Source organism: Deinococcus sp. JMULE3 (assembly GCF_013337115.1).
Taxonomy (GTDB): domain Bacteria; phylum Deinococcota; class Deinococci; order Deinococcales; family Deinococcaceae; genus Deinococcus.
In genome coordinates this window covers 221,052-241,389 of sequence record NZ_SGWE01000005.1, presented here as the reverse complement: position 1 = coordinate 241,389, position 20,338 = coordinate 221,052, and the positions used below count along the sequence as shown (strand labels likewise).

The following is a 20,338-nucleotide window of genomic DNA, read 5'->3' as shown; positions in this document are numbered from 1 at the left end:
GTCAGTCCATCCTTTCGGTTGCGGTGGGCCGCGCGAGGTGCAGGAACCCCAGCACGTGCCCCAGGTGAGGCCAGGTGTCGCGGCGCAGCAGCGTCCGCTGCAGCGCCTGCCACTCGGTCGAGCGGCTGGCGGGCGGCGTGGCGCGGGCCAGCGCGTAGTGCAGCAGCGGCAGACGCCACGCGTCCCCATCCCGCTGGGCGAACGCCTGCAGTTTCCACAGGAACGCGCGCTTCACGTCCAGTTCCACGCCGTCCGGGCCGGTGGAATCCGCGCGGAGGGCCAGGAAGTCCCCGAGGAGGTCCAGGGTGCGGTTCAGGCCACCTGCCCCGTCGAGCGAGGCGAACACGTTCCAGCGGACCGCGGCGCGCGGGTCGTCCAGCGGGGCGTCCGCCGTGAGGAACGGCACGAACCCGTCCTTGACCACGCGTTCGCCGTCCCGCGCCTGCTTTGCCAGAGCCTCGGCCTGATGCGAGAGGTCCGCCATGCGGATCAGGGGGAACTTCGCCTTGGCGATGAACGCCCCGCCACTCAGGCCCAGGCGATCGTTCCCGCCCGTGAACGCCCGGTAGGCGCGGCGCAGGTCCACCGCGAAGGTCAGCACCTCGTTCCACGCGCCGACCACCACGGCGTCGTCCCCACCGCTGTAGATGATGTTCAGGTACCGCCCGTGCCCGGCGCGTTCACTGCGCGCCGCCTGCGGCAGACCCGGCAGCAGGGGGTCCCGCCCGGCGCACAGGGCGTTCACGTACCCCTGGAAGAACAGGCTCATCAGCCGCGAGAGGGTCGCGTGCCGCGCCGCCGAATGACCGGGAATCCCGCCCGCGAAGAACGAGCCCATGTTGTCCGCATCGCAGCGGTACAGCGCCAGCCGCGGCTGCCCCAGCGCCAGGTCCACGAGCTGCTCGTGCGACGCGACGCTGTCCGGCCCCTCGTCCTGATCCACCCCAGTGTTCCGCAGGGACGGGGGGACGTCCCGCACGCGGGTCACGTAGTTCCCCGTGAACATCGGGAACGCGCCCAGGTCCAGCAGGGAGTTCAGGGCCAGCCGCTCGGGCGGCAGCGCGTCCCCCGGCCGGGCCCGCAGCGGACGGTACGCGCGGTCCTGCACCGTCACCCACCCGCGCCCCTGCGCGTCGCCTGCCGGGCGCACCTCCACGTGCGTCGCACTGGGCAGCAGACCCCCGAACGCGATGAGGGCCGCGTCAAGCGCCTCCTCGGCCTCCACGCGCGGCACGGGCAAGGACACCCCACCGAACACCGACGCGAGGCGACCCTGCCGCCGCCGGGCCTTCTGCACACCCAGGAGCCGCGACAACTCCCGCTGGAACTCCCCTCCGGCCTCCACCTGCGCGCGCGGCACGCGCACCACCGCGACCGAGAACCCCAGCGTGCCCTGATGCGCGCCCCACAACCAGTCATCAAACCGCTGCGCGAACGCCGAGACCTCCGCCTCGAACCGCACCGGCAGGTACAGGCCGAAGCCACCCCCACCCACGTACGCCACGTGCACGCGCGACACGCCACACGCCGCCAGCAGCCCCCGCAACGCGTGAACAGCCAGCACCTCCAGGTAGAACGACCGCGCCCGGAGCGACTTCGACGCGTGCCGCGACTGCGCCCGGTAGATGAACTCCTGAATGCCACTGACATCCGCCCGCAGCACCAGCACCTCCTCTCCACACGCCGACAGCGCCGACCGGACGCGCGCCTGATCGAACCACGACACGCCCCCCACCTCAGCCCCCCGCTCGTCCAGCGCCGCCACGAACCCACCAAAGCGTTCCAGCAGCGTCACGGCCGCCTCCGGCGACGACGCCAGCGGCAACGCCGCCTCCAACGCCCCCGCCAGCGCCCCCGCGTCCCCCGGCCCGCCCGGCAGGTTCACCCGCAGCGGGTCCACCTCCGCCAGCGGGTACCGGGCGTCCGCCACGCGGTACACCCCCGAATCGCCCAGCCGCTGGAACAGCACATCCAGCCCCCGAGCCTGACCACCCCGCACATGCCGGAGCAGCGCCTGCAATTCCTGTTCCATCGTCCACCTTTTCCAGCACCGTTGAAGTAATGCCGCGAGTGTAGACGGCAGCCCCGCAGGCCACCGCCACATCTGCGGTATGGCCCCAACGGGGGGAAAGCGGAAACGGCCCAGGCCACCCGACGGAACGAAAATGAAGATTATACAGATGAGAGCGGAATACCTGCGCCCAGTGGTCATAATTCGTATGCAGCGCTTCCAGAATCTCATTTACGTCCCGCAGCCGACCAGGACAGGCAAAAAGACACGGCCGGACTCTCATGTTCGGAAAATGAATGCATACTCATGACGCGCTTACAGTTCACATGCTAAAAAGAACGTGCTGCACGGGCTCGCCCGAAGGTAGAGTCTCAGAAGCACTTCCCTGGTAAGGGATTGAAACGACCATATGCAGCCGTGGGGGTGGGCATCAGTTCGTCTCAGAAGCACTTCCCTGGTAAGGGATTGAAACGGCATATCACGGGCGGGCCGGGTGAAGTCATTGAGTCTCAGAAGCACTTCCCTGGTAAGGGATTGAAACTTGTGTGTGGCGGTGCGGGTGGCGTCCCCCCGTTCGGGTCTCAGAAGCACTTCCCTGGTAAGGGATTGAAACCGCCTACCTCCGATATCGAATGTGTACGTCATGATGATGTCTCAGAAGCACTTCCCTGGTAAGGGATTGAAACGACCGTGAGTGCATTCTTCCAAGTTCCACCGCGCGGTCTCAGAAGCACTTCCCTGGTAAGGGATTGAAACCAGATCAGAATAAGCCTTGAAGTGTTTAACCCATTTGTCTCAGAAGCACTTCCCTGGTAAGGGATTGAAACAGTCGTAGTCCGCCATGACCCGCTCGTACTTGCTGATGTTGTCTCAGAAGCACTTCCCTGGTAAGGGATTGAAACCTGTCCCGGAGGTAGGCGACGGCGTCCCTGCGCAGGGCCTGTCTCAGAAGCACTTCCCTGGTAAGGGATTGAAACACGGAAGGCGTACCACATACCATCCACATCCTTATGTCTCAGAAGCACTTCCCTGGTAAGGGATTGAAACCACGTGTACGCATGCACCCCGTCGAGCGGCAGCGCCTCGTCTCAGAAGCACTTCCCTGGTAAGGGATTGAAACGACTCCTCGGTGGGCCAGACGGCCATGTCGCCCTTGTCTCAGAAGCACTTCCCTGATAAGGGATTGAAACTTCCGGGCAGGGGTTCATGGCGAGAATGCTCAGGGCGTCTCAGAAGCACTTCCCTGATAAGGGATTGAAACGCGCTGCGTGCGAGGGTCAGCAGGTCATCCGGGAGTCTCAGAAGCACTTCCCTGATAAGGGATTGAAACACGATGTGGTGGGTGTGGGCGAGTAGGAAGATGGTGTCTCAGAAGCATTTCCCTGATAAGGGATTGAAACAAGCGTGTGTCGGGGTTGCTTAGCGCCTTGGTGAACGTCTCAGAAGCACTTCCCTGGTAAGGGATTGAAACTCGTTCAGACGGACGGCGCCCTGGTACCCGATGTTCGCGGTGAGGATGGTCTCAGCAGCACTTCCCTGATAAGGGATTGAAAATAGTACGTGTTGTCTCACTTCGTCTTAGGCGGACTGTCTCAGAAGCACTTCCCAGATAAGGGATTGAAACCGTCACGCGCAGCTCTGCCGTTTCCACTCCCATTTGTCTCAGAAGCACTTCCCTGATAAGCAATTGAACCAAGATATTGTAAGTCATGAGTTCACGTTTAGCGAAAATCTCAGAAGGGCCTCCTTGATAATGGATTGAAACTCGCCTAGTCTGAAAATCGCGTTAATTTCCGCTGTAAAGCGTGTTTCAGCAGCACCGCCCCGATAGGGGATTGAAACAAGCCCAACAGCGTTGAAAGGTAAATCGTGAAATAGGTGTCTTAGAAGCACTTCCCTGATAAGGAATTGAAAGCGCCCCCGCCTGTGCATTCGGCGGGGGCGCTTGTCGTTGTGCTGGGTTACAGGGCGTCGCTGGGGCGGCGGATCAGTCGCAGCGCGCTGACCTCCCGCACCTCGTGCGAGTTGGGGATCTGCGCGTGGATCGCCTGGAGGTGCGGGTGGTCAGGGGTCCAGAGGGGGTGCGTGACGATCAGGGTGCGGTCGCCCGTGCGGGTGCGGGTGGTGAACGTGGGGACGTGCGGGTGCAGTCCGGCGGGCGCGTAGCCCAGTTGCGTCAGGACGGCTGGGATGGGCGCGTGCGCGCCGGTCACGAGGGCCGCCCAGGGGTTCGGGTGGTCGCCGTGCGGGGTGTGCAGGTCCGGCGTGTGGGGGTCGCCGCTCAGGATGCGGGTCATGTCCAGCGCCAGTCGCCAGTCGAGCAGGGGATGGTAGGTGGTGTTGGCGTGGTCGCGCAGGCAGCGGGCGCAGCTGCTGTCGCAGTCCGGTGCGTGCCGGTGCCAGTACGGGGCGAGGTGCGCCTGGACGTGCGCCAGGGTCGCCTGGAACGGGCCGGGCTGGCCGAGGTGCGTGGCGTACCCCGCGCCGTTTTCCAGGCGGTCGCAGAGGAAGGCGTGGCCGGTGTCGTTGCCGGTGTGGGCGGGGCCGACGTACAGGCCCGCGTCGAGTTCGGTGGGTTCGATGTCCAGGTGCGCGGCGGCGGCGGCGCGCAGGGTGTACGCGAGGGTGTACCACGCGGCGCGGCCGTCCACGGTGCTCGTGGGTGCGTGGGTGTGCGCGGGCCAGGTGGTGGGGCGGATCAGGAGGGTGTCGGTGACGCGCCGGGAGAGCAGCGCGACGCGGCGGGCGCGGCTGCTGGTCTGCGCGGCGGGCGTGATGGCGGTGTCAGCGGCGTAGACGCCGTGGAGGGTCGGGTGGGGCGTGAAGGTGTACCCGCCGCGCCCCCCGGCGTCGTTGTGGGTGAGGAGTTCCTCGGTGCGGGCGGTCAGGGTGGCGTTGCGCGCCTGGGAGGTGGGGTCGGGGTCGCCGCGCACGGCGAGGGTGGGGCGGCTGCTGCGGCCCATGTACTCGATGTGCCCGTCGTAGTCGTCCCGGTCGCCGTCGGTGTAGAAGTGGCGGGGTTCGCGCGCGTCGAGCACGCGGACGGTGGCCTGGCCGCAGGTGGGGCAGGTGGCGTCGTGCTGGCCGGGACTGGCGGGTTCGGGCATGGGGTGGTGCACGGCGTGGCACGCGCCGCACAGGCCCAGCAGCAGCGGGTTGAGTTCGGCCAGGGGCGGGTGCAGGCCGGGGAGGGTCTGGTGGCCCCGGCTGGTGGGGCGCAGGTCGAGGACGCCGTGGACGGTGTGCACAAGTTTGTCCTTGACGACGGTGCCGCCCGGCGCGAAGGAGCTGATGGCGAGGTCGAGGTCCCGGTCGACGGTGTCGGGCTCGCGGGCGCTGCGGGTGAGCTGGCCGAGCGGGTCGAGGTACAGGTTGCGTACGCGGGTGGGGAAGCCGAACATCGGCAGCAGCGCGGCGCTGGCGAGGCGTTCACTGAGGTGCGCGTGGGTGTAGCGGGGGCTCAGGGCGACCTCGTCGATGCGCTCCAGCAGGGTGCCCAGGATGTCGTCGAGCACCGCCTGCGGGTTCTGGAGGCGGGTGTGCGCCGCGAGGGCCGCCGTCAGGGCGCGCAGTTCGGCGGGCGTGTCCGTCCGCGTCAGGTAGGCCTGCACGACGGGGCGGGTGCGGGGCCAGTCCTCGCTGAGGCCGAACTCCCCGTGGACGCTCTCGGTGCCGTCGCTGGGCAGGCCGCTCAGGGCGCGGCGCAGGATCTCCTTGACGAGCACGCGGCGGAAGATCGTGTCCCGCCCGGTGTCGAGGTACGGGGGTGGGGGGCGTCGCCGGTGATGCTCTCGGGGCGGGCGTAGTAGTACGCGTCGTGACTGCGGCCGCGGCAGAACGTCAGGGCGACGCTCAGGCCCGCGCCGCGTCGGCCCGCGCGGCCGACACGCTGCTGGTAGTTGAAACGCCGCGGCGGCATGTTGCTCATGGCGACGGCGAGCAGCGCGCCGATGTCCACCCCTGCCTCCATGGTGGTGGTGACGCTCAGGAGGTCCACGCCCTGCGCGCGGGGTTCCTCGCCGGGGAGGAACACGTCCTGGAAGTGCCGCTGCCGGGCGGGGCGGGCCTCGCTGCTCGTCTGCCCGGTGAGTTCCTGGGTGTTCAGGCGGTACGCGGCCCCGAAGTCCCGCGCGAGGTACGCGTAGTAGTCCCGCTCGGTGTCGCGCGCGCCGGGTTGCAGCCGGGCGACGCTGGTGTCCTTGCCCCGGGTGGTGGCGCAGGTGGCGCACAGGCCGCCGGCGGCGTGCTGGTAGTACGCGTCGCAGCGCACGCAGCGCCAGCCGTGGGCGCTGCCCGCGAGCAGTTCGAGCGTGCCGGGCCGGAGGTTCAGGCCGTACTCGCCGGGTTCGGCGTGGCCCGCCTGCACGAGCTGATCGGCCAGGACGTCCGGGTCGAGGTTCAGGGCGCGCAGGTACAGCGTGGCGGGTTGTGGCAGGCGGATATCATGGCCCGCCACGTGGCGTTGGCTGGCGGTGTGCCGGCGTTTGACGGCCAGCACGCGGGCCAGGGCGTTGGCGGCTTCCTGCACGTGGACGGGCGTGTGGGCGGGGAGGGGGACGTGCACGAGGCCCTGACCGACGCTCTCGAGGGTCCGCACGACGTGCGTGAAGAGGACCTCCATGATCTCGCCGAGCAGGAGTTCCCGCAGGCGCTCGTCGTGGCGGACGCTGGCCTGGTCGCGCTGGACGGTGACGCTCCGCTCGGCCCAGTGGAACGCGGCGTACCAGGGTTTGACGCCGTCATCGGTGCGGTAGTGCAGGGCCGCACGGGTGTTCCCGCCGGGGCACAGGCCCAGGGTCAGCAGGTGCGTGTACACCGCGTCGCGCAGCTGGCCCAGCGGCACGCGGGTGGGGTACTGGCGCAGCAGGGCGTCCACGTCGGCCTCGGTGCGCTCGTCGCCGAGGTTCATCAGCCACAGCGTCAGGGGCTGCAGCCGGGCGGCGTGCTGCCTCAGGCGGGCGCGGTCGGCCTCGGTGACCGGCTCGTCCAGCGCGGCCTGCAGGGCAGGGTTGACGCTCAGGAAACGGTCGCGGGCGCCGGGCAGCTGGTCGGCGAGGGCGCGGACGGCGCTGGCCAGCACGGCGGAGGCGTCGCCGAGCGCGCCGAGCAGCGCGACGCGCACCATGTCGCGGAAGTGGTCCCGTTCGAGGCCCGCGGCGAGGCGCGCGGCGTCCTGGCGGGAGTCGCTGAACACCACGAGTTTGCGCTGGTCGGCGGGCACTTCGCGCATCAGGGTGCTGGCCAGCACCTGCGTGGCCTTCTGGAAGCCGGTGCGGTGGGGGCGCAGCGGCGTGGGGAAGCGCTCGCGGCGGCGGAAGTCGGTGGTGCACGCCGGGCAGATCGGCGGCATGGCGGGCGCGCCGCCGGGGTTGCCGGCGCTCACGGTGTACGCCCAGACGGGCTGCATGCCGGGTTCGCGGGCCGCGCCGGGGGAGCGGGTCAGGGTGCCGGTGCGGCGGTGCAGGAACGCCCGCTGCCACGAGCAGTCGAGTTCGGGCGCGCCGGACCGGGATTTCCAGCTGTAACTGGGCGTCTCGGGCTGGGTGTCGTGGGACTCGACGGGCCACAGCACGGCGTACGTGCCGTGCGTGCGGTGGTCGCTGCTGTCGGGGACGTCCTCGAGGTCGCTGCGGTCGGCACTCAGGACTTCCGAGGAGCCCTGCGCCTTGCGCTGCGCGCCGTAGAAGGCCGCGCCGCACACGTCGCAGACGATCACGTCGAGGACGCGGCTGCCGCAGTCACAGGCGAGGCGGTGCTCGTCGTGCAGGCGCCCGATGGGCACGCCGTCCGGGCGGCCGGGCACGCAGGTGGGGTCGGTGCAGGCCCAGAGGTTCTGGACGTTCTGGAAGAACAGGTGCGCGCGCAGCGGCGCGAGCGGCCCGCCGTCCTCGCGCCGGGCAGCCGCGAGGGCCATCAGGGCGCCGCGCAGGGCCTCCTGGCCGTCGCTGTGGCCCGCGAACAGGCGCGCGCTGAGCTGGTCCGCGCGGGTGGCGCGCACCTGTCCCTGCTCGTCGGTGCACGCGGCGCGCAGCTCGGCCGGGAGGCCCACGCCGCTCAGGGCGGTCCCGAGGCGCGCCGCGGCGGGACGCCCGCCTGCGGGGGCCGCGCCGAGCGCATCAGCCAGGACTTCCAGGGGCCCGTCCGTGACGGGCTGCGGGGCGGGCGGCTGCACCGGGTCGGGCTGCACGGCCCGCGCGAAGGCGGCAAACGCGTCCGCGTGCCCGCCCACGCCCGCCTGTGGCGCGTCCGGGAGCGAGGCGAGCGTGCCGCTGATGAACGAGAACCGCTGCGGGTCCCGCCCGAAGAACTCGGTCAGGAAGGCCCGGCCGGCGGGGCCGTCGTCGAGGCTGGCGGTCGTGGCGGTGACGCGCAGTTGCGGACTGTCGGGCGTGAGGCCCAGGCGCCCCAGGAGCAGCCGCACGATGAACGACACCTCGGTGCCGGGCGTGCCGCGGTAGGCGTGCAGTTCGTCCACGACGAGGTGGAAGACGTGGTCGGGGCTCGACTGCAGCCACGCGCGGGTCGCGTCGAAGATCGGGGCTTCCACCTCGCGCATGAGCATGATGTTGAGCATGGAGTAGTTCGTGATCAGCAGGTCCGGCGGGGTGTCCTGCATATCCCAGCGGCTCCAGGCTTCCCCGCCGTCCAGGTTCGGGAAGTGCGCGCGGACGTCAGGGTCGAGCCCCGCCAGGGCCGCCGACTGGCGGTCGGTGTCCTGCAGGTGCTGACGCAGCCGCTTGAGGTTCCGTGCGTTACCGGGCGCGCCGGGTACGGGCGTCAGGCCGGTGTAGCGGCCGAAGGTGACGCGGTTCCCGCCGCGGGTGCGGTCCAGCCAGTCGGTCACGGCCGGGTCGTCCAGTACGGCCCGCAGGCGGCGGATCTGGTCCTCGACGAGGGCGTTGAGCGGGTACAGGATCAGGGCGCGCACCGCGGCGGGCCGCGTGACGTGCCCCCACTGCGCGCCGGGCGGGCGGGTGATCCCGGCGCGCCACCAGCGCCGCTCGCCGGGCGCGCGGACCGGGGTCCAGGTGGCGCTCTCGGCGGCGATCTGCGCGAGGAGGGGCAGCAGGAATGACTCGGTCTTCCCGGAGCCGGTACCGGTCGTGATGACCAGGTCGCGGCCCTCGGCCGCGCCGAGGCGCAGCGCGTCGAGCTGGTGGGCGTGCAGGGTGAGCGGCCCGGGCAGCAGCGGCGCGGCGAGGTGCGCGACGTCCCCCAGCGCGCCGGGCAGGGTCCGGGCGGCCTGCGCGAGGGTGAGGCCGCTGCTGGCGTACTGCGCGGCGGGTTCGATCAGGGGCGGCTGGGCGAGCAGGCCCGGGCGGGCCAGCAGGGCCTGCCGTTCCTGGCGCAGCGCGCGGTCGCGCAGCGGGAAGGCACTCTCGACGTACATGCCGTAGATCCGCTCCAGGCGGGCGTGCAGGCCGATGACGTCGTTCACGCCGGCCCCCGGGTGTCGAGCGCCACGTCGAAGAGGGACGCGAGGCGCGCCGCGACGCTCAGGGGCACGCCGGCGTACACCAGCCACCCGCCGCGATGTTCGGGCAGCTGGGCGCTGCACAGCACCAGCGCCCGCTCGTACACCTCGGGCAGGCGGCCCTCGAAGCGGACCGCGAGGGCCTGCGTGTCCGGGTCGTAGCGCCACGGGTCGAGCCAGCCGCCCAGGTGCCCGGCCAGGGCGCGCAGGGTCGTGAATTCCGCGCGGCGCCAGGTGCTCCCGAGGCGCAGGGCGTACTGCGCGCGGCCGTCCACGCGCCATTCGTACAGGCCGTCCCGGTCGGCGCGGGCGTCCGTGAACGCCCGCCCGTCGAAGCGCCGCAGGTCCAGCAGCGCCGCGTTGACGCTGCCGAGCTCCTCGAGCGTCGCGGCGAACGTGCGGGCGTCCGGGAGGGCCCGCGCGAGCGTCTCGCCCGGCGCGCGCAGCGTCACGTCGCCCTTGCCGGGCGCGGGGACCGTGAGGCGGTCCGGCGCGGCCGGGTGCGCCGCGCGGTGGCCGGGCGTGGCGGCGTCCCGCGCGCCGCTGCGCACCCACGCGCCGCCCACATCGAGCAGCGCCGGGGGCGTGACCGTCCAGCGGCCCCCGCGGTGCACTTCGAGGTGCCCGAGCAGGCGCAGGTGCCGCGTCAGGCGGTTGGCGAGCGTCGCGTCCGGCACGCCGAGCGCCGCGCACGCCGCACGCAGTGCGCCCCAGGAGCCGCTCCCGGCGGCGGACAGGAACCACAGCAGCCGCTCGGCGGCGCCCGCGGGGATCTCCGCGTCCACGGCGAGCACGCGGGCGTCCACCTCGAACGGATCCTCGAACGCCTCGCGGCGCACCGCGCGGTACGCCAGGCACTGCCCCAGCGCGCGGACCTGCACCTCACCCGACACCATGCCCTGAATGTCCGGCAGGCTGAACGCCTCCGGCAGCGGCTGCGTCAGGGACCGGCAGCCGGTGAGCAGGTCCTCGATCTCATCCGGGACGACGCCCCACTGCTCGGTCTCCAGCGTCAGGAAGAGCAGGAATTCCCCGCGGGGCGCCTGCCGCTCGACGCGCAGACTCACGACGACGTCCGCGAGCTGCGCGCGGTGGCGGCCCACCAGGCGCGCGATCTCCTCGACTGCCGCGGGCGCTTTCCCGTACGCGCGGTACGCCCGGTACCAGCGCACGCCAGTGCGGGCCGTCACGCCTGCACCTCCCACACGAACGGGCCGCACACCTGCGCGCCGCCCAGCGTCACGCCGCTCAGCTCCGGGGCGGGCGCGGCGCGCAGCGCCGTCCAGTCCAGCACGGTCAGGAGCCGCACAGACCGCACGCCACGCGACTCGGCCGTCACTTCGTACTCCCCGGCCGCGTCCAGCAGCCCGGTCAGCGGCTCGTTCGGCGTGACCGGCGCGGCGTAGACCTCCTGGCCGTCGCGGCAGACCGTCAGGTGCGCGTCGGTCCAGAAGGACGTGACTTCCACGTCCGGCGCGCCGCCCAGCAGGTACGCCCCGCCCCGCTGCGAGCGGACCCCGCCGTGCAGGCGCACGCTCACCCCGCCTGGCGGCCGCAGCGCGTCGTGCAGGGCGCGGGCCGCGCCCGCCGGGATCTCCGCCCAGTGATTGCCGGTCACGAGCACGTCCCGGACCTCCACCCAGCCGTCCCCGGCGGGCGTGGGCTCACCGGTCCAGGCGAGCAGCCCCTCGTCACGGAAGCGCCGCAGGTCGGGCAGCAGCGTGTCCCGCGTGAGCAGCAGGACGTGCTCGCCCAGGCCGGGCGTGCCCAGCGACGCGAACTGCCCGCGGAGGTCCGGATCCTCGCGCAGCAGCCAGAAGTCCCGGGCGGGCAGCACGAGCGCGTCCACGAAGGGACTGCCCGTCACCTCGAACCGCGCGCCAGTGTGCAGGTCCTGGGCACTCACGTCCCCCAGCGGCTGGTAGTACCCGGGCCGCTCGAGCTGCAGCGGCCAGTCCTGCCCGCCCAGCCGGGCGCGCATGTCCGTCAGGCGCACCCCGCGCGGCTGCTTCGGGAACAGGCGGTAGGTGACCTCCCCGCGCCAGTCCTCGTCGCGGTACAGGCCCGCCACGAGCTGCCGTGCCGACCAGGCTCCGCCGAGCCCGTCCCCGGTGCCCTCCCCGGCGCCGGAGGCGTGGAAGGCCTGCAGGGCGTCGAGCAGCGCGCCCTGGACGTCCTCGGCGGCGGCCCCGGTGCGCTGGAGGAGTTCCTGCAGTTTCCGGCTGGGTACCCCGTCGGCCCGCAGGCGCGACGCGAGCGTCTCCCCGTCCCAGCCCGCCGGGTAGCCGCGCTCCGCGAAGAGCCGCGTGAGCCGCTGCCGTTCCGCGCCGTTCAGGAGCGACTGGCTGATCGGGTAGGCGATGAACCGCAGCGCGCCCTCCCCGGCGCGGGCCGTGCTGTCATACCCGCGCCGGCGCAGGAAGCGTGCCCAGGCGCGCCACAGCGGCTCCTCCTCCCCGCTGGGCAGGCCCGGCGGGCGGCCCTGGGAGGCCAGCGGCACCCCGAGGACCTCCGCGAGCCGCTGGAAGTAGTTGCGTTCATGCACCACGCCCGCCGACGCCATGTGCGACGCCGCCAGGACGGTCGCGCCCAGGAACGCGGCGCTCAGGGGCCGCCCGCGGGGGTCGTTGCGCAGCGTCCAGGCGACCTCCACGCGGCCGCGCGGCGCGCAGCTCTCCTGCACGGCGGCGCGGAAGTCCCCCGCCCAGGTGGTTCCCGCGGCGGGCGCGCCCCAGCGCTGCACGCCGATGCGTTCCAGGGATTCGTCGCTCACTTCGAGGTACACGGTGCTGCCCAGCGGCGCGCCGTGCGTCACGTGTTCGATCAGGGCGGTGTTCCAGTCGTAGTACGAGGGCATACCCCCGTATGGCAGCCCGGCGCCCGGAGCGGAAACGCTCACCGGTCGGGCCATGGGGTCACCTCGTCCCAGTCGAGCAGGCGCGCCGGGCGGGGCACGCGCAGACGCGGCACGCCGGTGCCGTCACAGGTCAGGCAGTCGCCCCCGTCCCGGCCGCTGCCCCCGCAGTCCGGGCAGTCCCGCACGGGTGCGGCACGCGGCGCCGGGGCAGGGGTCCGGTCGGTCACCAGGGGCAGGGTCGCGGGCGGCGCTGGCCGGAAGACCGCGAGCAGGGCCGGCAGTCCGCGCCGCTTCACGCAGCCCCCGCCAGGCCGCGCAGGCGCTCGAGAAGAGTTTCCACGGCGCGGGCCCGGTTGCGGATGGTGCGGGTGGTGACGCCCTGCAGCGCGGCGGCGTCCTGCTGCCCGCGGCTGCGCCACGCGACGCGCGCGCCGTCCACACTGAACGACACGGGCGCGTCCTCGTGGAGCGCGTCGGCCGCCAGCCACACCCGCAGGTCCACCAGGGCCGGGTCCCCCGCGCAGTGGATGAACAGCGCCTCGAGCAGGTCGCCGGCGGAGTAGCGCTCGAAGCGCAGGGCCGGGTCGGCTTCCACGTCCGGCACGTCGAGCGCGGCCGGCTCGTCCTCCCCCACGGGAAGGGCGTCGGCACTCACCAGCGTGACGCTCGTGCGGGCGCCGCGGCGGTACCCGGCGCTGCGTTCCGCGAAGCGCCGCCCGTCGTTGTTGTACTCGAACAGGGCCTGCTGCCCCCACCAGCCGGCCAGCGGCGCGACGTCCGGGTTCCACTGCAGCAGGTCGCCGGTCCGCCGGAAGGCGGCGCGCAGGACGACTTCCGTGGCAACGTCAGCCGCGGCGGCGAAGAGCCGCTCGGTCACGCCGCTGCGGCGCAGGTGCGCCAGGAAGGAGCGGCGGGCATCCTGCACGAGGAGGTCGTCCTCGAGCAGGCCGGTGATGAACGCGGTGCGTTCGGGTTCGCCGCCCGTCACCCGGGCGGCCGCCTGACGGCGCTGATGCAGTTCCTGGTAGACGCGACTTTGCATCTCCGCGTCGGTCGCGGCGTCTGGATACAGGATGAGGGGCAGCGGCGCGCCGGGGCAATAGGCCAGACGGACAGGCTCGGGTCGGCGTGGTGGCGTGGTGTGGGGCACGTGAACTCCTCCGTGACCTGCACAGTGCCCGCGGGCCCTTCACCTCATCTGGAAAATTGTGAAACCACTCCACTACACTGCACGCGTGATCCTCGACCTCACGCCGCTCCCCGGCCTGGACGGCCTCCCGGCCACGGGCCCACTGCCGGGCGGGGTCTTCGCGGCCCTGCACGCCGCGAGCCGCCAGGGCGCCGCGCTGGGCCGCGCGGGCGCCCTGCTGACCCTCAGCCGCGCGCACCTGTCCCGCGGCGAGACGCCCCAGGCGCGCATCTGCGCGGACGAGGCCCTGCACCTGACGCGCACGCACCGCCTCGCGCGGCCCCTGCGTGCCCCGGCCCTCCTGACCGCCAGCGTCACGGCGCGCGTCAGCGGCGACCACGCGGCCGCCCTCGCCCTGGCCGACGCGGCCCTGCGCGTCCGCGCCGCGGACTGGCCCGTCCACGCGCACCTTGCCCGCGCCGCAACCCTGCGCCTGAGCGGTGAACCGTGGGGCGCGCTCAGTGCCGCGCACGCCGCGCAGGAAGACACCCGCACCGTGAGCGGCGAGGTCGCCGAGACCCTCACCTGGTTCGCGATCGACCCGGCCGGCACGCACGCGCGCGCCGCGCACCTCGCCGGCCGCCTGGATGGCCCCCTCCAGGCGCGCCTCGCCTGGCACCTCGCCGAGCACGCCCTCGCGCACGGCGCACAGCCCGAAGCCGAGGGCTGGCTGCGCCTCGCGGCAACCCAGCCCTTCGCGCGTGAAGAAGCGGCCCTGACCCCGCGCGCCGCGGCGCAGGCCAGCGTGACCCTCCCGTCAGCCGAAGGCGGCCGCGCCGTGCAGGTCCTCACCCTGACCCGCCAGGGCCTGCAGCGCGGAGCGACGTTCACGCCGGTGCCCGGAGACGGCCGGGCCCTGGCGCTGCTGACCTTCCTGATCCACACCGGCCCGGCCCACTGGGAACGCGCCGCCGACGCCGTACTCGGCGGAGGGGAGCGCGACGCGCTGTACGCGCAGGTCCGGCATCACCTCAGCAGCGTCCGGCACCTGCTGCGCCACCCGGGCGCCGTCACGTCCCGCCGCGGCCTGCTGTTCCTCGACCCGGCCCTCGACTGGCAGGCCGACGCGCTCGCCCCGGACGCCCGCAGCGCACGCCCCTGGCTCCCGCACGTGCCCGGCTGGTGGGCCGAGGACCGCCGCGCGCGCCTGCACGACGGCGAGGAACGCATCGCGCCGGGACACCGACCACCCGGCTGAGACCGCGCCCGTTGGCCCGTCCGCTCAGCCGTCACAGCACACCTGGTGCCATGGATCGCCCGCGCTTTCAGTGCCCCTGCCGGTCGAGCAGGTCCTGCACGCGGCCCGTCCACTCGCTGTACAGGCCCGGCAGGAATGCCCCCCGGGCCTGACCGTGCCCGGCCAGCACCTCGGCGACGTCCACTGTCACCTGCCAGCGCGGACTGAGCTGCACCTGCCGCTCCTGCACGGTCACGGCTTCTGGATCCCCCAACCAGCGGGTGATCCCGGCCACCGCCGCTCGCAGCCGCGACCGCCACTGGCCCGGAGGGACGCCCGGCAGGACGTCCGGGGCGAGCGTATCCATCGGCGCGCCCCCGTAGAGGGCCAGGTACGTCAGTAGCGCAAACGACCGCCCGCCCGAGACGGGCACCGGCGCGCCGTCCACGAGCAGTTCCGGCGCGCCGAGCGCCCGCAGGGCCGCCCGCCGCGGCTGCGCGAGCGGCTCCGCCGACGGCAGGGTCAGCCCCGCCTCCCGCCCCAGCGCGTACAGCTGGGGCAGGCTGGGCGCCTCGTCCCGCACCACAAACGGCTCATCGAGCGCCAGCACCGCCCGCAGGCGTGTCAGCGCCTCCGCCGACCGACCGGCGCGGCGCGCGTCGTCCGCGAGGTGCAGGTCCGCGCGCACCTGGTCGAGCGGCATCGCCTGGATGCGCAGGGCCGGGAGATCCACTGCCCGTCCCTGCAGCCGGTCGATCAGGCTCAACAGCAGCGCCTGACTGCCGCGGTCCACGCCCGGCGCTGACCGCGCGACCGCCTGCTCCTGCGCCGAGCGCGCGGCCGCGAGGTCACCCAGGTGCCGGTGGGCCAGGGACAGCGCCCGGTGTGGCAGGCGCGCGTGCCGATTGTCCGGCGGGCCGTCGAGCGCCCACGCCGCGCGGTCCAGCGCGGCCCCCACCTGACCGCTGAGCCGCTCCAGGGTGCTCAGGCCCGTCCGCGTCAGGACCCGCTCGCCCGCGTCCACGCCGGTCAGGCGCTCGGCGCCCTCCATGGCTTCGAACAGGCGCGCCCGGGCCGGGGCGAGATGCAGGCGGCTGAGGTGCTGCCAGCCGATGTTGTACGTCACCAGCGCCTGATGCGTCGCGTCGCCCCGCCCGTGCTGCCAGGCGCGCACATGCAGGTCATACGCCCGCGCGAACTGCCGCTCGTGCCCGTACAGCGCCGCGCGGTCCATCAGCATCCGCCCCAGGTTCGCGCCCGAAAGCAGCGGCTCGGCCCGCGCGAGGGCCGCGTGCGCCTCGGGGACGCGGCCCAGGTGATGCAGGGCCCAGCCGCGCAGCCACAGGTGCACGCCCCCGTCGTCCAGCTCGTCCAGGCGCGCCAGGGCCTCCGCGAACCGACCCTGGGCATTGAGGTGATGAATCTCGACATAGGCGGGCGCCGACACGTCCGCACTATGCCAGACGCCCGAGGTGGGTCAGACGCCCGTGGTGGCCACGGGCAGCGCAGTGGGCGCCGGCACCGGGCCGGTCCCCCCGCTTCCCTGCTCGGCGCGCGCCGCGCCCAGCAGGCACATCAACAGAACCAGGACACGCATGGGTCCTCCAGGCGGCCCGCCACCGTTCACGGCGCGCCGAAGGGTGCCCGGCAGCCGCGACGGCGCCAGGTGGAGGAATCGAGATCGTCGAACGGGATCCACCGGCATCAGCCCAGTGCGGCGCGGGGATCACCACGCACCCCGGGGGCGCGGCTCTTCCGTGTGGACGGTCACAGCGGGAAGCGGAACGGGCTGGTGGCCTACGCCAACTGGCTCAGCGCAGCGGGCCGTCAGCGGGCACGGACGGGCCTGCCGGGCAGCGCGTCACGGCGGTGGCGGTTCAGGCCGGTGACGCGCCCAGCGGGTCTGGTCACTTTGAGCTGACCGGGCGTCGACTTGGCCGTAGACTGCGAGTCCGGGAGGCCCGCCATGACGTTCGTCCACCGCCCCACCACCCGTAAACGTGCCCAGACGGTCGCGAAGCTGCCGCCCATCCCTACCTTGTCCCCGGCGGAGCAGCACTCAGAGGCCCGTCAGGCGCTGACCCAGCACACGGCGCGCCCGGTCGCGGCGCAGCGGCAGGCGGTGCAGGCACCGCTCAGGGCCGCCACACTCGACCGTCAGGAGGGCCAGCGGGTTCAGCGGGAACGTCAGGAGATTCAGGCGCAGCTAGAGGTCCTGCCCACAGGATCTGAACGGCCGCCTGCCCCGGCCGTCCATTCCGTCCCGGCGAAGCCTGCGACTCGGGACGAGTGGGTGACGGTGCTGCGGCACCGGGCCGGGGAGCTCGAGGGGCAGCGGCTCGACGCGCGGACGTTCGGGGCGTTCCAGACGCTGCAACGGCAGGTGACGCAGCAACTCGCACAGGGCTTCCGGGTCGACCGGGGCGACCCGAGTGCCCGCTATGCCAGCTACGGGGAGCAGCTCGCCACCCTGCAGCGCCACGCGCTCAGTGCCCCAGTCGCCCGCGTGGTGCTGGGACTGGTCCCACCTACCGAACGGCTCTCCCTCCAAAGGGCCACCGACGAGGCCCTGCAGCGTCTTCAGGCCCAGGAGACGGCGGCCCTGCACTTCGAGACGGCACAGAGTCTGCAGCGTCAACTGGCAGAACTCGACACGGAAGCCACGCAACCCCTGCTGGCCCGGATCCAGGCGAGAAGGGGAGGGGGTTCCCCCCTCCCGGAAGCCATCCGGCGGCAATTGGAACAGGGGCTGAACCATGACCTCAGCCGCGTGCGGATTCACGCCGACGCTGAAGCGGACACACTGGCGAAGGGCGTGAACGCGATCGCCTTCACGACGGGCGCGGACATCTTCTTCCGCGCGGGGCACTTCAACCCGAACACGCAGTCCGGACTCGAACTCCTGGCGCACGAGGTCACGCATACCGTGCAGCAGAGTCAGGGGCGCGTGGGGAGCGGCATCGACCCCGACGCTGGTCTGGAAAGTGAAGCCCGCGCCATGGGGGCGAAGCTCGCGCAGGTCATGCCCAGCCCGAAGAGCCTCATGCCCCCAGTCGCGCACCGCAGCGGACCGCACGCGCCGGGCGTGTACAGCCAGCAGGCAGCCCTGGGGCGCGTGCAGGCCGGAGCGGCGCGGCAACTGAGCCTCAAGCCACTGCTCGACCTGCAACCAGGAGGCTGGCAGCGCTCCACTGGTCACCTCGCCGTGCAGCGCTTTGACCTGAGCAGCCTCAACCCGGTCACCGCCGTTCAGAACGGAGCAGCCGCCATCGTCAACAAGGGCAAGGACCTGATCGCCAGTGGCCTGAGCCGCCTTCCCGGCTACCGCGAACTCTGCCTGGCCTTCGGTCGCGATCTCGTGACCGGCCAGACCATCAGCGGAAGCGCCGACAGCATCCTGACCGCCCTGACGAACTGGGTGCCCGGCCCCCTCAAGGACATCCTGCGCGCCCTGCGGGAAACCAGGGTGGTTGACAAGGCCTGGCAGTGGTTCCAGGGACAGTTGGGCAAGCTGAACCTCAGCGGCGTGCTGGGCGAGGTGGCCGGCGCCATCCAGGCGGCTGACCTCGGCAAAGCCAAGAGCGCGGTGACCTCCCGCATCAGCGGCGTGAAGTCTCTGATTCTGGGCTGCGCGGACCACATCGCCGGGATCGCCATGACGGCCCTCTCAGCCGGACTGGGGCCGCTGGGTAAGACGATCATGGCGGGCCTGCGCGGCGCCAAAGGCAGCGTGGTGCAGATTCTCAAGGACCCCGCCCGCTTCGCCCGCAACCTAGTCGAGGCGGTCAAGGGCGGATTCAAGCAGTTCTCCACGAACGCCCCCAAGCACCTGCAGCGCGGCGTGGGTCAGTGGCTCACCGGGAGTACCGGCATCAGCTTTCCCGCGAAGTTCGACCTGCAGGGCGTGTTCCTGACCGCCCTGAGCGTGATGGGCCTCACCTACCAGGCAATGCGCGGCAAGTTGGTCAAGGCGCTCGGGGCGGGCGGTGCCCAGAAGGTCAGTGCCGCTGAGCGCACCGTTGAGGTGCTGCAAAGCCTGAAGGGCGGCCTGGACAAGGCGCAGGAGATGAAAACCGAACAGGGCTCTACCGGTAAGGCCGTGCAGGACGGCATCAAGACGGAAGTCACGAACAGTCTGGTGCTGGCCGGGATTCAGAAGGTCGTGACCATGCTGGTCCCGGGTGGCGGCTTGATCAGCGCCATCATCGGGGCGTTCCAGACTGTGCAGGTGGTGGTGCAGCAGGCCGCGCAGATCGGGCAGGTGATCACCAGCGGCCTGAGCAGCGTGGCGGCGATCGCGGCCGGGAACATCAGCGGCGCAGTGGGGGCCATTGACCGCACGCTGGGCGGCATGATTCCGATTGCGCTGACCTGGCTCGGGAAAGTCGCGGGCCTGGGCAACTTCGGGACCAAGGTCAAGGCGGTCATTCAGAAGGTGCGCGGCCGGCTCGACCGGGTGGTGGACAAGATCGTGGCCAAGGTCAAGGGCCTGATCGAGAAGCTGACCGGCAAACGCCCTGGTGCAGCCGACACCAAGAAGGCGGACTCAAAGACCTCGGCCGGCGCCCGAACGCCTGTCGAGTTGACCCTCTCCTTCGCGGGGCACACCCTGTTCGTGAAACAGGCGGCCACTCCGGTGCTCGACATGGCGTCCAAGCGGGACACCCTCTCGTACAAGGTGGGCCGACACGGCAGAGTGATCAAGGGCCTCCAGAAGACCCTGCCGGCCGATTCAGACGGCTACCGCCTGCTCGACACGCAGTTCGGGGAACTGAGGGCAATCGGCACCGCCGACAAGCACCTCCGGAAGTTGCTGAAGCAGCCGGTGGACGCCGACTCGCAGGTCAGTCTGCGGATCACCCAGTCGTCCAGAACCCTGGTCTCGCAGATTCAGGGCTTCCTGAAACGGCACCAGCTGCCTGATATCGGTGACGGCCTCGAAGCGTGGCTCAAGGCCTTCAAGGAGAGCAAGGCCAAAGAACACGGCGAATTCGAACCGCAGAACCTCAAGCTGTCCACCGATGGTCAGAAGATCATCATTTCCTACACCACCAAGACCGGCAAGGGCTTCCAGACGAGCGTGGCCAGAAGCGGGCACACCACCAGCACCAAAGGCTTCAACCTCGCCCTGACATCGCTGGGCCGAGGCAGAACAGGTGATCCGAGCAACAAACTGAAAAACTACGACCATAACAGCGCGCACGTGCTTGCTAACTGGTTCGGCGGCAGCGGGTACAGAAGGAGCCTCAACTTGGTCACCACTAGCGACCACTTCAACAAGATCGTCATGGGAGAGCGGGAGAAGCAGATCGTCGAGTGGGTGAAGGCGAACAAGATCGTGCTCTTCGATCTGCAGGTCGACGTGGACTGGGGTCAGGTGTCCGAGGAGGCCGTGATCGTCAAGATCATCGATCAGATCAAAGGCCTGTACGGGCTGACGGGGGCGACCCTCATCAAGACTGAGCGCAGCCTCGCCAATCGCATTGCCCGCTTTAAACCGCTCCTCAAAGCCGTTGAGGACGTGGTCTACCGGGCCGGCGGCCAGGACACTGGTGGCGTGAGGAAGAACATGCGCCCCCTAAGCACCGGAGCGGATCAGTGGCTCAGAACCTGAGAACTGGGGAGAATAG

General features: G+C 71.4%; 10 protein-coding genes and 1 CRISPR repeat array. Of the genes, 2 read left to right on the top strand and 8 right to left on the bottom strand.

Features of this window, described 5'->3' with window-relative positions; translation table 11 throughout:
* Nucleotide 1 precedes the first annotated feature (1 nt).
* The 7 genes from EXW95_RS19890 to EXW95_RS19860 form a co-directional block, all read right to left on the bottom strand.
* The gene (locus EXW95_RS19890) at nt 2-2,032 is read right to left on the bottom strand and encodes a hypothetical protein (protein WP_174369238.1); all 2,031 of its coding nucleotides are present in this window, start codon (nt 2,030-2,032) and stop codon (nt 2-4) included.
* Between the two features lie 347 nt (nt 2,033-2,379).
* Nucleotides 2,380-3,926: a CRISPR direct-repeat array (repeat unit 35 nt; unit sequence GTCTCAGAAGCACTTCCCTGGTAAGGGATTGAAAC).
* A 46-nt stretch (nt 3,927-3,972) separates the two neighbouring features.
* Nucleotides 3,973-5,736 (bottom strand): Zn-binding domain-containing protein, encoded by a 1,764-nt coding sequence (locus tag EXW95_RS21450; protein ID WP_174369237.1) that lies wholly within the window; start codon nt 5,734-5,736, stop codon nt 3,973-3,975.
* Nucleotides 5,703-9,449, bottom strand: a complete 3,747-nt coding sequence (locus tag EXW95_RS19880; protein WP_174369236.1) for a DEAD/DEAH box helicase — start codon at nt 9,447-9,449, stop codon at nt 5,703-5,705. The genes EXW95_RS21450 and EXW95_RS19880 overlap by 34 nt, the downstream gene beginning before the upstream one ends.
* Entirely contained in the window at nt 9,446-10,675 is a 1,230-nt protein-coding gene (locus tag EXW95_RS19875; RefSeq protein ID WP_174369235.1) for a hypothetical protein, read from the bottom strand. The genes EXW95_RS19880 and EXW95_RS19875 overlap by 4 nt, the downstream gene beginning before the upstream one ends.
* The gene (locus tag EXW95_RS19870) at nt 10,672-12,342 is read right to left on the bottom strand and encodes a hypothetical protein (protein ID WP_174369234.1); all 1,671 of its coding nucleotides are present in this window, start codon (nt 12,340-12,342) and stop codon (nt 10,672-10,674) included. Before EXW95_RS19870 ends, EXW95_RS19875 begins: the two co-directional genes overlap by 4 nt.
* A 38-nt stretch (nt 12,343-12,380) precedes the next feature.
* Entirely contained in the window at nt 12,381-12,638 is a 258-nt protein-coding gene (locus EXW95_RS19865) for a hypothetical protein (RefSeq protein ID WP_174369233.1), read from the bottom strand.
* Nucleotides 12,635-13,492 carry a hypothetical protein gene (locus EXW95_RS19860; protein WP_371810199.1) on the bottom strand — a complete coding sequence of 286 codons (858 nt, stop codon included), beginning with the start codon at nt 13,490-13,492 and terminating at the stop codon, nt 12,635-12,637. Before EXW95_RS19860 ends, EXW95_RS19865 begins: the two co-directional genes overlap by 4 nt.
* 85 nt (nt 13,493-13,577) lie before the next feature.
* Here EXW95_RS19860 and EXW95_RS19855 point away from each other — a divergent pair, with 85 nt between their 5' ends.
* Nucleotides 13,578-14,729 (top strand): hypothetical protein, encoded by a 1,152-nt coding sequence (locus EXW95_RS19855; RefSeq protein ID WP_174369232.1) that lies wholly within the window; start codon nt 13,578-13,580, stop codon nt 14,727-14,729.
* Nucleotides 14,730-14,796: 67 nt separating this feature from the next.
* Here the strand turns inward: EXW95_RS19855 and EXW95_RS19850 are convergent, their stop codons facing one another.
* Nucleotides 14,797-16,155, bottom strand: coding sequence for a hypothetical protein (locus EXW95_RS19850; protein ID WP_174369231.1), 1,359 nt, complete (start codon nt 16,153-16,155; stop codon nt 14,797-14,799).
* Nucleotides 16,156-16,674: 519 nt separating this feature from the next.
* On the opposite strand from EXW95_RS19850, the gene EXW95_RS19845 reads away from it, so the two are divergent.
* Complete coding sequence (locus EXW95_RS19845; protein WP_217449542.1) at nt 16,675-20,322, top strand: DUF4157 domain-containing protein; 3,648 nt, start codon at nt 16,675-16,677, stop codon at nt 20,320-20,322.
* The last annotated feature ends 16 nt before the right edge of the window (nt 20,323-20,338 follow it).